The following is a 12199-nucleotide window of genomic DNA, read 5'->3' on the forward strand; positions in this document are numbered from 1 at the left end:
CGCCGGGTCAGACGCGCTCGATCACCGGGCCGAGGACGTCCAAGAACGGCGCGTGCACCGTGACGTAGGAGAACCCGAACCGCTCGCGCCGCTCCCGGATCTGCGCGGCGATCTGCGCCTCCGTGCCGAGCAGGACGAACGGTGTGTCGAGGATCTCCTCCGCGGTCATGTACGGCATGCGCTCGGCGCGGATCCGCTCGGCCTCGGCGCGCCGGTCCGGCGTCACCTGGACGTGCTGGACGAGCACGTTCCACTCGATGCCGTCCGCCCGGTCGCCGGCGTGCTCGCGGACGAACCGGACCCGCTCCGCCGCCTCCGCGGCCGTGCCCAGCCGGAACGTCCCCGGCGGCTCGCCCCGCACCTGGTACGCCCCGGCGATCCCGACGGTGTCGGCGTACCGGGCCGCCGCCCGCAGCACGGTGTCGCCGGTGCCGCCGACGAGCAGCGGCGGGCCCGCCCCGCCGAACCCGCTGCGCTGCACGGGCGCCAGCTCGGCCAGCCCGAAGTACTCGGCCACCGGCCGGTGCTCGGCGTAGCCGTCCCCGCCGAACAGCGCGCCCAGCTCCTCGATCGTCCGGGTCATCCGCTCCACGCGGGCGCCGAACGGCTCCCACGGGACGCCCGCCGCGTCGAACTCCCATTTCATGTGCCCGGCGCCGATGCCGAGCTCCACCCGCCCGCCGGTGAGCCGGTCGGCGGTGGCGGCCTCGCGGGCCAGCAGGTGCGCGTTCCAGAACCCGGCGTTCAGCACGAGCGTGCCGACGCGCAGCCGCTCGGTCGCGTCCGCGGCGGCGACCATCGTCGGGAACGGCGCCGGGGCGCCGAGGTGGTCGGGGACGAGCGCCACGTCGTAGCCGTACCGCTCGCCGCGCCGGCACCGTTCCGCGAAGTCGCCGCCGGAGGCGATGTCGAAGACGTTGAACCCGAAGCGGAAGTCCCTCATGCGCTCACCCTGCCACCTCAGCCGGGCGTGATGAAGGACGTCTCGTAGGCGAGGATCACGGCCTGGGTGCGGTCGCGGGCCTGGAGCTTGGCGAGGATGTTGCCGACGTGCGTCTTCACCGTCTGCGGGCTCACGAACAGGTCCCCGGCGATCTCGGCGTTCGAGCGGCCCTTGGCCATCAGCCGCAGCACGTCCCCCTCCCGCTCGGTCAGCCGCTCGTGCCAGCGCGCGCCGGCCGCGCCGCCGGACGGCTGCCCGTGCCGCGCGGCCAGCTCCCGGATCGCCGCCGGGAACAGCAGGCTGTCGCCGTGCGCGACCATCCGGATCGCCTGCAGGATCTCCTCCGGCCGCGTCCGCTTGAGCAGGAACCCGTGCGCGCCCGCCTTCAGCGCGTCGTAGACGTACTCGTCGTTCTCGAACGTGGTGACGACGATGATCCGCGGCGGCTCCGGCACGGTCTCCAGGATGCGGCGGGTGGCCTGGATGCCGTCCAGGCGCGGCATCCGCACGTCCATCAGGATCACGTCGGGGCGCAGCCGGCCCACCTCGCCCGGCACCTCGGCGCCGTCGGCCGCCTCGCCGACCACGGTCAGGTCGTCCTCGGCCCCGATGATGGCGGCGAGGCCCGCCCGGATCAGCCGCTCGTCGTCGACCAGCAGAACCTTGATCGTCATGTCCCGGACCTTAGCGGCAGCGAGACGCGGAACCGCCACGCGTCCGCGTCGGCGCCGGCGGCCATGTCGCCGCGCAGCACGGTGACGCGCTCCCGGACGCCGGCGAGGCCGCGGCCGCCGCCGTGGCCCGCGCCGTCCCCCCGGGGCGCGCCGAGCGGATTGCTCATCTCCACCTCCAGCCGGTCCCCGGCGATGCCGAGCCGCAGCCGCACCGGGACCTTCCCGGCGTGCCGCAGCGCGTTCGTCAGCCCCTCCTGGACGATCCGGTACGCCTCCCGCGACACCGCCGCCGGGACCTGCTCCACCTCGGGGTCCACGGCCGCGTCGAGCTCCACCCCGGCGATCCGGGTCTGCTCCAGCAGCCGGCCGAGATCCTTCAGCGTGGCCTGCGGGGCCGGCCGGGACGGGTCCTCGCGCAGCAGCCCCAGCACATGGTCGAGATCCTCCAGCGCGGCGCGGGCCGACTCCTCGATCGCGCCGAGCGCCTCCCGCGCGAACGCCGGGTCGTGGTCGAGGACCCGTCCGGCCGCCCCGGCCTGCAGGGTCACCACGCTGAGCGCGTGCCCCACCGAGTCGTGCAGCTCCCGCGCGAGCCGGTTCCGCTCGGCGAGCCGGACCGCCCTGGCCTCCGCGTCGGCGAGCCGCTCCGCGGCGGACGGCCCGAGGAACCACGGCGCCAGCCGGGACATCAGCGCGCCCGCGGCGACGATCAGCGCGAGCAGCGCGGCCAGCGACGCCAGCCCGGCCGGCGGCCCGGCCCACTGGTGCCAGGCCCCCTGCCATCCCCACGCCTCCAGGAGCCGGGTGTCCCAGGTCACCACCGGCGTGAGGATCAGCACGACCGCGAACGGCGGCACCGCCAGGCTGAGCCCGCTGACCACCACGCCCGCGCCGAGATGCAGCGCGAACCACGCCGCGGCCCTGGCCCGGCTCTCCCACGAGCGCGCCGACTCGGGGACGAGCACCGCGGCGGGCCCGCCGAGCAGCTCCTTGGCGAGCGAGCCCTCCAGCAGCCGGACGGTCGGCACGAGCCCGGTCACGAACGTCGCCGCCGCCGGCAGCACGAGCAGCATGAGCAGCAGCGTCACGACGGGGCCGCCGACGGGCAGCAGCGGGGTCAGGCTCATCGCGAGGAACCAGTACGGCATCAGCAGCGCGCCGCCCACCACGAGGTGGGACCAGCGCCGCCAGGTCGTCCCCTCGATCAGCGGGCGCAGCACACGAACCACACGACGATCCTGGCAGACGCGATCCCCGGGTCCCTCCCCCGCGAGAGGGAGAGGGAACCGGGCTCAGGTCTTGCCCTGCTCCTCGGCCGCGGCCTTGTCCCGTTCGGCGAGCCTGGCGAGGCGGGCGTTGTACACGGCCAGCTCGTCGTCCTCGGGGCGGCCGCCGGGCTTCGCGGCGCGGTCGGCCTTGCGGTCCATCCGGCGCGCCTGGCGCTGGTCGTCGGCGTACCACTGGAACGCCATCACGATGAGGACGATGAACGTCGGGATCTCCCCGAACGCCCAGGCGATGGCCCCGCCGGTGTGCTGGTCGTGCAGGGTGGTCGTGCCCCACGGCGGGTCGACGGCCCCGTACCAGCCGCGCGCGAGCGCCTGGCTCATGTTCATCAGCGCGATGCCGAAGAAGGCGTGGAACGGCATCGTGACGAACAGCAGGATGAGCCGGGCGGGGTAGGGCAGCTTCTTCGGCGCCGGGTCGACGCCGAGCAGCACCCAGAAGAACAGCGACCCGGCCGCGAGGAAGTGCACCATCATCGCGATGTGGCCGAGGTGGCTGCGCATCGCCGACTCGAACAGCGGCGTGAAGTACAGCGCGAACGTGCTCACCACGAAGATCAGTGTCGCGACCGCGGGATGCGCGACGACCGCCAGGTAGCGGCTGTGCAGCAGCGCGGTCAGCCACTCGCGCGGGCCGCGGTCGCCGCGCACCCGGGCGGGCTTCAGCGCCCGCAGCGCCAGCGTCGCCGGCGCGCCCACGACCAGGAAGATCGGGGTCAGCATGTTCAGCACCATGTGCTGCGCCATGTGCACGCTGAACAGGATCGGCGCGTACCTGGCGACGCCGGTCTGCGTGACGGCGACGATGGTGACGAGCCCGATGAGCCAGGCGGCGGTGCGGCCCATCGGCCAGGAGTCGCCGCGCCGCCGCAGCCGGACGACGGCGGCGAGGTAGAGGCCGCCGAGCACGACGGCGAGGGCGGCGAAGAACAGGTCGAACCGCCCCGGCGCCAGCAGCCGCAGCGGGGTGACCTCCGGCGGCATGTCGTAGCCGAGCAGCGACTTGACCGCGGACTCCGGCTCGGCCGGCGCGGGCGGCGCGGTGCGCGCCAGCGCGACCGCGAGGCCCATGGCGGCGGCCATCACGGCCGCCTCGACGGACGCGAACCGGGCGAACGCCCCCGGCCTGCCGTCGCCGAGGGCGGGCAGCGTCCGGATCCGGTGCCACCAGCCGAACCAGCCGAGCACCCCGAACGCGATGATCTTGCCGAGGGCGAGCCGCCCGTAGTTCGTGGTGGCCAGCTCGGCCGGGTCGGGCAGCCGGGCGATCACGTTCACCAGGCCGCTGACGCCGACGGTGAGGTAGCACCAGAGGGCCATCCGGCTGAACCGGTCGGCCATCAGCGGCAGCCGGTCGCGGCGCAGCAGCGCGTGCACGCCGACGACGGCGAGCCCGCCGACCCACGGCGCGACCGCGGCGACGTGCAGCGCGACGCCGGTCGTCGCGGTGGCGTGGTTGGCGGCCGAGGCCGAGTGCCCGGTGAGCGGCGCGGGCAGCAGCGCGATCGCGGCCATGGCGAGCAGCCCGAACGCGGCGGCGGGCGTCGTGGTGGTGCGGGCGAGCAGCGCCACGACCACGGCGAGCAGCACCACGATCATGAGGGCGGTGCCCTGCGGCAGCGAGCCGACGTAGCCGCTCAGCTCGCTGCCGGTGAGGACCTCCCCGACCGGCTGGCCGAGGACGTCCGCGACGGTGAACACGAGGGTGGCCGCCGCGGCGGCGGCCCAGCCCGCGGCGAGCCAGGACGCGGCGCGAAGGTAGCCGACCGCGTCCCCGGACAGCCGGGGGGCGCCGCGCCCGCCCTCGACGGGCAGGAACGCGGCGGCGGCCAGCAGGGCGCCCACGGTCAGCGCGGACAGCAGGTCCATCGCCGCCCGGGAGGCCGGCAGCCCCCACCGGGTGAGGGCGCCGGCGTCGCCGAGGCCGGGGATGACCTTCTCGGTGACCGAGCCGCCGAGGACGAGACCGGCCACCAGGGCGGCGGCGGCCGCGGCCGCGGCGACCGCCCCGGTCCGCCAGACGCCCAGGCTGCCCCTACTCACTTCCGGTTGCCGCCTGGTGCTTGCGCTTGGCACGGAAGACGATGGCGGCGCCGATGCCGACGCCGACGAGGAGGCCGGCGATGATCAGCACCCAGAGCACCATGCCGGAGCCCGAGTCCTCTTCCTCCGCGGCCTGCTGCTGGTCGAGCTTGAGGGGCTGCTCGTCGCCGGTGGCGGCGTCGCCCGTCTGCTGCTCGGCGCCGAACCCGCCGGCGGACGGCGCGGGCGGAACGGCCGGAGCGGCCCCGCCGCCCTCCGAGGTGAACGTGAGGTCGTCGCTCTCGATCGGGTGCCCGTCCTCGCCGACGACCCGGTAGGCCACCGTGTAGGGCCCGGCGGGCAGCGGCCCCGTCAGCCGCTGCGTCACCGTTTTCGTCCCGGCGCCTTCGGCCGCGCCCGCCTGGTACGTCTTGTCGTATTGGTCCTTGACGACCACCTTCGCCATGCTGATCTTGTCGCTGAAGACCAGCGAGACCTCGACGACCCCGGGCATCGAGTCGCCCTTGGTAGGGGTGCTGCTCAGCAGCCGGGCGTGCGCGAGGGCGGGGGTCGCGGTGACGGCGCCGAGGGCGAGGGCGAGGGCGGCGACGAGACCGAGGCGGCGCAGGGGCCGACGGGGCTTGCGGATGTTCATGGATGGCCGGGTTCTCTAGTGAGTTGAAGGGCTGCGTCCACCCTACTGAGCCCGCCACGATGGCACGCCCCGGGTTCCGCAGTGCTTCAAACCCGACAAATGCCGCTGGTCGCTCGCCTCAGCAGTCGCACCCGCAGCAGTCGCAGTCACAGTCACAATCGCAGCAGTTGCAGCAGTCGCAGCAGCTGCCGTCGCACCCGTCGCAGCCCCGGCTGCACCAGCAGCGGTCCCCGCACGACTCGCCGTGGTGGTCGCTCCACTCGGGCTGGAAGACGCCGCAGGTCCCGCAGACGAGCGCCCCGGTGAAGCACGGGATCGGCCAGCCGGGACGCGGCGGCCGGGGGCCGCGCCGCGACAGGTTCTCGGGGTCGGCGAAGACCCGCTCCACGGAGCGCCCGACCTCCCGGTCCAGCAGCGCCCGGACGAGCCGCGGCCGCTCCAGCTCCAGGTCGGCGAGGGCGAGGCGAAGCCCGTGCAGGGCGTCGTCGGCGTGCCGGCGGGCCTCGTCGAGGGTGGTCCCGGTGGCGAGGAGCGGGTTGTAGGCGCCCGCCGCCCGGTCGTCCGCGAGGTCCTCGACGGCGTCGATGAGGTGCGCGAGGCGGCCGAAGAAGCGGCCGGCCTCGGCGAGCGTCTCGGCGTTGGCGTCCCTGCCCGCGAGGACGGCCGTGTGCGCGAACACGGCGGCGACGGCGGTCTCGGTGGGCTCGGTGAGGTCGAGGAGCCCGAGGCCGGGCGCCGACTCCAGGACGGGCTGGCGCGCGACGGCGTCGCGCAGCACCGCCGGGTCGAAGCCGACCGCGGCGCCCGTCCGCGCGCCCGCGGCGTCCCAGCGGCCGGCCATCCGCCCCGCCGCGGCGGCGACCGCGCGGCGCCGGTACGGGCCGTCGCCGTCCGCGACATGGTCGCGGGTCTTGCCCGCCGCGAGCAGCAGCGACGCGGCGGCGGCCAGCTGCGCCCCCCGCGCCTTCGCCGTGACGACCTCGGCGGTCTTCAGCCCGCGCAGCGCGCACGGCCCGGCCTTGCGGCGCGGCGACAGCTCCGGCGCCTGCGCCTCGGCCAGCACCGACACCAGCAGGCCGTCGTAGTTGGTGACGAGCCGCGCGGCCTGGCCGTGCTCGGCCCGCAGCGTCAGGCAGAGCCCGCAGAGATGGGCCATCCAGTCCTTGAACAGCGACCCGCACAGGACGTGCCTGCATGGCCGAACAACACCGAACACCGGAAACTCCCCCAGATCAGGAAACTCGCAGCATTATGGACGCCGCGCGGCCCGGATCGGTTCGGTCACACGCCGACGCAGGTGAGCGCGCGCCGGTAGGCGGCCATCCGGGGCTCCTCGGCGTTCCCCGCCCCCGCCAGCACCTCGGCGAGGTCGAACCACGCCTGCGCGGCCTCCCGGGAGGACTCCATCTCCTCCAGGCAGGTCGCCGCCCGGGTCAGCACCTCGACGGCCCGGTCCCGGCGGCCGAGCCGCACCGACGCCTCGCCGAGCACGGTCAGCGCCCCGGCGGTGGCCCGGCGCGGGGCGTCCCCGAGCAGGTCGAGGGCCTCCTCGGCGAGCGCCACCGCCTCGGCGGGACGGCCGAGCGCGGTCTCCGCGCGGGCCAGCTCGGTCAGGCACCAGGCGACGTCGATCTCCCCGGACGAGCTGGCGCTGATCTCGCCGCGGACCCGGGCGAGCAGCTCGCGGGCGCGGACGGCCTGGTCGGGGCGGGCGCGCAGCAGCAGCCCGGCGTAGATCACGCGGAGCCGGTTGAGGTCGCGGGGGTCCTCGCCGTCGCCGGCCAGCAGCAGCGCCCGCTCGGCGAGCGCGACGCCGTCCTCGTAGTCGCCGCGGATCTCCGCGACGTAGGCGGCCTCCCAGTAGGCGACCATCCGCGCCCGGGGGCTGCCGATCCGCTCGGCCCGCTCGACGAGCTGGACGGCGAGGTGGCGGGCCCGGACGAGGTCGCCGCGCTCGATGAACGCGGCGAGCAGCGCCGCGCCGAGGTGCACGGCGGCGTCGGTGGAGTCGGCGCCGGTCGCGATGAGGTGCCGCAGCGCGCTCTCGGCCGCCTCGACCCCGGCGCTGACGTCGCCGCGCTCGCGCAGGCAGCGGCTCAGCGCGACGTGCACCTTCGCCCAGTGGTCGAGGTCGGCCTCGGCGGACGCCTGCTCGGTGAGCGCGGTCAGCCCGGCGATCGCCTCCTCCAGCCGGCCGGCGGCCTCCAGCGCGAGGGCGTGGCCCCAGCGCGCCTGGTGCAGCATCTCCGGCAGCGCGACCGCGTCGGCGCTCGCGAGGACCTCGGCGAACCGGGCCTGCGCCTCGGCCGCCGCGCCGTTGCTCAGCGCGATCTCGGCGTAGTCGAGCGTGACGCGCAGCTCGTCCACGACGTCCTCGCTGACGCCGCTGACGAGGTACGTCGCCGAGCAGCTCAGCTTGGCCGCGAGCAGTTCGACCACGCTCGGGGCGGGCACCCGCTTGTCGCTCTCGATCAGCGAGATGTAGCTGTCGGACAGCTCCGGGAAGGCGAGCTGCGCCTGGCTCACGCCCTGCCGGATCCGCAGGGCGCGGATGCGCTGCCCCAGTGTCTCCCGATCCATCGTGTGACCACCGCCTACCAGGTGCTCGCCGCGCGCGGGCGCGGCGAGGAAGCCGACTCGATCCTCAAGTGTGCCGAGATCCCGGCCGGTCGGGCCCGCGGTTCCCGCGGTTCGGTACCGAAGCGTGTTCGAATCCGCACCAGGGCAGGCTATAGCGGACGCCCCGCCCCCGTCACCGCCCCCGTTACGCCCCGAAGCGGCACCGGCTAATCTGTGCTCGCCAATTCCGGTCCACGCCGCCGGAACCACGCTGCGGAAAGCGGAGCGCCCGTCATGCCCAAGACCAGGACCGCCGAGACCGACGAATCACCGCCGGCCGGCGGGCGCGGGCCGCTGGAGCGGCTGTTCGACCTCACCGGACGCCGGACGACCGTCGCGCGCGAGCTGCGCGGCGGCGTCACCACGTTCTTCGCGATGGCCTACATCATCCTGCTGAACCCGATCATCCTCGGCGGGGCGAAGGACGTCACCGGCGCGACGCTGTCGATGCCGCAGCTCACCACGATGACCGCGCTGTCCGCCGCGATCACCACGGTGATCATGGGCCTGGTCGGGAACGCGCCGCTGGCGCTCGCCGCGGGCCTCGGCATCAACGCGGTGGTGGCGTTCCAGGCGGCGCCGGTGATGACCTGGCCGCAGGCGATGGGCCTGGTGGTGATCGAGGGCCTGGTCATCGTCCTCCTCGCGCTCACCGGCATCCGCGAGCGGATCATGAACTCGATCCCGCTGGCGCTCAAGCACGCGATCGCGGTCGGCATCGGCGCCTTCATCGCGCTCGTCGGCCTCTACGACTCGGGGTTCGTCACCTCCAGCGCCACGAGCCCGCCGCTGTCCCTCGGGACCGGCGGCCACCTGGCGACGTGGCCGACGCTGGTGTTCGCGCTCACCCTGCTGCTGATGATCGTGCTGTACGTGCGGCGGGTGCCCGGCGCCATCCTGATCAGCATCATCGCCGGGACGATCGGCGCGGTGGCGATCCAGGAGAACGCCTCCGTCAAGGAGGGCGGCTGGGGCGTCGTCACCCCGAACATGCCGGACAAGCTGTTCGCCGCGCCCGACTTCGGGCTCTTCGGGGAGATCGACCTCTTCGGCGGGTTCGGCAGGGCCGGGGTCATCACCGCGCTCGTCGTGCTGTTCACGCTGGTGCTGTCGGGCTTCTTCGACGCGATGGGCACGATCCTCGGCGTGAGCGACGAGGCGGGCCTGCTGGACGAGAAGGGCCAGGTGCCGCGGCTCGGCCGGATCCTGTCGGTGGACGGCCTGTCCGCCGCGTTCGGCGGCGTCACCAGCTCGTCCGCCAACACGGTGTTCGTGGAGTCGGCCGCCGGCGTCGGCGAGGGCGCCCGGACGGGCCTCGCCAACATCGCCACCGGCGCGCTGTTCGCGGTGACGCTGTTCCTCACCCCGCTCGCCGCGACCGTCCCCGCGCAGGCCGCCGCGCCCGCGCTGGTCGTCGTCGGCGCGCTGATGATGACGCAGGTCGCCAAGGTGGACTGGGACGACCTGGAGATCACCATCCCGGCGTTCCTCACCATCGTGCTGATGCCGTTCACGTTCTCGATCACCATCGGGATCGGCGGCGGGATGGTGAGCTACGCGCTGATCAAGCTCGCCCGGGGCCGGATCCGCGAGGTGTCGGTCTGGCTGTGGCCCGTGGTGGTGCTCTTCCTGATCTTCTTCGCGATCAACCCGATCGAGCAGTGGCTGGACGTGCGGTAGCCGCCGCCGAACCCCGGGAGAACACGGCTCTGCTGCCATTTGAGACTCTCGGACGCCCCTGCGGGTGTCAAATAGTGCCGTCATGGCGTAAGCAGAAGGTAGGGCCTTACCCCCCGGCGTGAAAGGCGTGGCTGTGGTGTCCGCGGACTCTCCCTCCCGTCCGTCCCCGCCGGGTCACGTCCTGCTGGCGCCTGACAGGTTCCCGGGAGCGCTGACCGCGGCGCGGGCGGCACGGCACCTCGCGGCCGGGCTGCGCCGTGCCCGGCCGGACGTCCCGCTGGTGGAGCTGCCCGTGGCCGACGGCGGCGAGGGCACCGTGGAGGCCGCGGTGGCGGCCGGGTGGCGGCCGGTCGAGGTCGAGGTGTGCGGGCCGACGGGCCGCCCGGTGACCGCGCGGCTGGCGCTGAACGGCCGCAGCGCGGTGGTGGAGCTGGCCGAGGCGTCCGGGCTGCGCCGGCTGCCCGGCGGCGAGCCGCGCCCGCTCACCGCCTCCAGCGTCGGGACGGGCCAGCTGATCGCGCACGCGATGCGGCTCGGCGCCCGCCGGATCGTGCTCGGCCTCGGCGGCGGCGCGTGCACCGACGGCGGCGCGGGCCTCGTCCAGGGGCTCGGCGGGCGGCTGCTGGACGCGCTCGGCAGGGACCTGCCGCCGGGCGGGGCGGCGCTGCGCTCGCTGCACGCCCTCGACCTGCGCGGCCTGCCCGACATGTCGGGCGTCCAGGTGGTGGTGGCGGGCGACTCCGCGGGACCGCTGCTCGGCCGCTCCGGCGCCGCCGCCGTGGACGGGCCGCGCCGCGGCGCCGGCCGCGAGGAGGTGCGGCTGCTGGACTCCGGGCTGCGCCGCTGGGCCGACCTGGCGGAGGCGGCGGCCCGCCGGGCGGCGCGCGACCTGCCCGGCGCCGGGACGTCCGGCGGCGTCGGGTTCGCCGCGCTCACCTTCCTCGGCGCGACGATCGAGCCCGGCCCGGCGCTGGTCCTGGACCTGCTGGGGTTCGCCGAGCGGGCGCGCGGCGCCCGGCTGGTGGTCACCGGCGAGGGCGTGCTCGACGCGCGGTCGCTGCGCGGCAGCGCGCCGATCGGGGTGGCCCGCACCGCCGCGCGCGCGGGCGCGCCGGTCATCGCGGTCGCCGGGCGCCGCGGGCTGACCGGCGAGCAGCTGCGCAAGGCGCGGATCCAGGCGGCGTACGCGCTGGCCGACATCGAGCCCGACGAGGAGCGCCGCGTCCGGCGGGCGGGGCCGCTGCTGGAGCAGCTGACGGTCGCGATCGCCGACGAGTGGCTCCCCGCGCGCCCGTAGCGTGCATCGTTCCAGTGAACATTCGCCGCTCGCGTGACGACCGCGTGGTCATCCGTTTACGATTCGACCGGCGGCGGACTTCGAGAACTCAACAGCGGCACGAGGCGGGCACGGCATGGCCGAAGAGCAGTACGACTGGGCGTCCCTCGGGATCGACACCACGAAGCCGAGCATCGCTCGGACCTACGACGTGGTGCTTCGGGGCAAGGACAACTTCGAGGTCGACCGGGCCTTCGTGGCGGAGATCGTGAAGATCATCCCGGAGATCTACGACGTCGCCACCTACAACCGGGAGATCCTCGGGCGCGGCGTGCGGTACCTCGCCGGGCAGGCGGGCATCGACCAGTTCCTCGACCTCGGCTCCGGGCTGCCGACGGTGCAGAACACCCACCAGGTGGCGCAGGCCACGGCGCCCGGCGCCCGGGTGGTGTACGTCGACAACGACCCGATCGTCCTCGCGCACGGGCGGGCGCTGCTGGCCGAGAACGCCGACACCACGGTCATCACCGCCGACGTGCGCGAACCGGAGAAGATCCTCGCGCACGAGGACGTCCGGCGGCTGATCGACTTCGACCGGCCGGTCGGCGTCATGCTGATCGGCATCCTGCACCACCTGCACGACGACGAGAACCCGCAGGGCATCGTCGAGACCCTGATGGACGCGGTGCCGTCCGGCAGCCACCTGTTCGTCACGAGCTTCTGCGCGTCCAGCCAGGAGGCGGTCGACGCCGAGGCGCAGTACCAGGGGCTGCTCGGCACCGGGCGGTTCCGCACGCCGGACGAGATCACCCGCTACTTCGCCGGCCTCGAACTCCTCGACCCCGGCGTCGTCCCGCTGCCGCTGTGGCGGCCCGACGGGGACCTCCCGGACGAGCTGACCGTCGGCCAGCGCCTCATGTACGGGGGCGTCGCCCGCAAGCCGTGAGCGCGCCGCCGGCGCCCCGTCCCGCGACCGGGCGCCCTTTACAGGGTGTCGCCGAAGCGGTCCATGCCTTGACACACTGAGCATGGCCGCGGGCGGGC

At 74.7% G+C, this 12199-nt stretch carries 10 protein-coding genes; 3 read left to right on the forward strand and 7 right to left on the reverse strand.

Annotated elements, in window-relative coordinates; genetic code table 11:
- Positions 1-7: 7 nt before the first annotated feature.
- The 7 genes from ACA511_RS17755 to ACA511_RS17785 all read right to left on the reverse strand — a co-directional run bounded on the left by ACA511_RS17755 (position 8) and on the right by ACA511_RS17785 (position 8160).
- Positions 8-943 (reverse strand): TIGR03621 family F420-dependent LLM class oxidoreductase, encoded by a 936-nt coding sequence (locus tag ACA511_RS17755; protein ID WP_375025445.1) that lies wholly within the window; start codon positions 941-943, stop codon positions 8-10.
- Positions 944-960: 17 nt separating this feature from the next.
- The gene (locus ACA511_RS17760; RefSeq protein WP_375025446.1) at positions 961-1617 is read right to left on the reverse strand and encodes a response regulator; all 657 of its coding nucleotides are present in this window, start codon (positions 1615-1617) and stop codon (positions 961-963) included.
- Positions 1614-2846, reverse strand: coding sequence for a sensor histidine kinase (locus ACA511_RS17765; RefSeq protein WP_375025447.1), 1233 nt, complete (start codon positions 2844-2846; stop codon positions 1614-1616). Before ACA511_RS17765 ends, ACA511_RS17760 begins: the two co-directional genes overlap by 4 nt.
- A gap of 63 nt (positions 2847-2909) precedes the next feature.
- A complete protein-coding gene (locus ACA511_RS17770) occupies positions 2910-4946 on the reverse strand; it encodes a cytochrome c oxidase assembly protein (protein ID WP_375025448.1) in 2037 nt (678 codons plus the stop codon).
- On the reverse strand, positions 4939-5580 hold the full coding sequence (locus ACA511_RS17775) for a copper resistance protein CopC (protein WP_375025449.1): 642 nt from the start codon (positions 5578-5580) through the stop codon (positions 4939-4941). The genes ACA511_RS17770 and ACA511_RS17775 overlap by 8 nt, the downstream gene beginning before the upstream one ends.
- 118 nt (positions 5581-5698) lie before the next feature.
- The gene (locus tag ACA511_RS17780) at positions 5699-6796 is read right to left on the reverse strand and encodes a DUF5685 family protein (RefSeq protein WP_375025451.1); all 1098 of its coding nucleotides are present in this window, start codon (positions 6794-6796) and stop codon (positions 5699-5701) included.
- A 65-nt stretch (positions 6797-6861) separates the two neighbouring features.
- On the reverse strand, positions 6862-8160 hold the full coding sequence (locus ACA511_RS17785) for a helix-turn-helix domain-containing protein (RefSeq protein ID WP_375025452.1): 1299 nt from the start codon (positions 8158-8160) through the stop codon (positions 6862-6864).
- A 273-nt stretch (positions 8161-8433) separates the two neighbouring features.
- On the opposite strand from ACA511_RS17785, the gene ACA511_RS17790 reads away from it, so the two are divergent.
- The 3 genes from ACA511_RS17790 to ACA511_RS17800 all read left to right on the forward strand — a co-directional run bounded on the left by ACA511_RS17790 (position 8434) and on the right by ACA511_RS17800 (position 12101).
- Positions 8434-9879 (forward strand): NCS2 family permease, encoded by a 1446-nt coding sequence (locus tag ACA511_RS17790; protein WP_375025453.1) that lies wholly within the window; start codon positions 8434-8436, stop codon positions 9877-9879.
- 133 nt (positions 9880-10012) lie between these two features.
- Positions 10013-11176, forward strand: a complete 1164-nt coding sequence (locus ACA511_RS17795; RefSeq protein WP_375025454.1) for a glycerate kinase — start codon at positions 10013-10015, stop codon at positions 11174-11176.
- A 115-nt stretch (positions 11177-11291) separates the two neighbouring features.
- A complete protein-coding gene (locus ACA511_RS17800) occupies positions 11292-12101 on the forward strand; it encodes an SAM-dependent methyltransferase (protein ID WP_375025455.1) in 810 nt (269 codons plus the stop codon).
- Positions 12102-12199 lie beyond the last annotated feature (98 nt).

It is taken from the genome of Actinomadura sp. GTD37, from assembly GCF_041951365.1.
GTDB lineage: Bacteria > Actinomycetota > Actinomycetes > Streptosporangiales > Streptosporangiaceae > Spirillospora.

Excerpts from the sequence above, each read along its gene's own strand:
- ACA511_RS17755 (WP_375025445.1), bottom strand. The coding sequence starts at position 943 with ATGAGGGACTTCCGCTTCGGGTTCAACGTCTTCGACATCGCCTCCGGC.
- ACA511_RS17760 (WP_375025446.1), bottom strand. The coding sequence starts at position 1,617 with ATGACGATCAAGGTTCTGCTGGTCGACGACGAGCGGCTGATCCGGGCG.
- ACA511_RS17775 (WP_375025449.1), bottom strand. The coding sequence starts at position 5,580 with ATGAACATCCGCAAGCCCCGTCGGCCCCTGCGCCGCCTCGGTCTCGTC.
- ACA511_RS17785 (WP_375025452.1), bottom strand. The coding sequence starts at position 8,160 with ATGGATCGGGAGACACTGGGGCAGCGCATCCGCGCCCTGCGGATCCGG.
- ACA511_RS17790 (WP_375025453.1), top strand. The coding sequence starts at position 8,434 with ATGCCCAAGACCAGGACCGCCGAGACCGACGAATCACCGCCGGCCGGC.
- ACA511_RS17800 (WP_375025455.1), top strand. The coding sequence starts at position 11,292 with ATGGCCGAAGAGCAGTACGACTGGGCGTCCCTCGGGATCGACACCACG.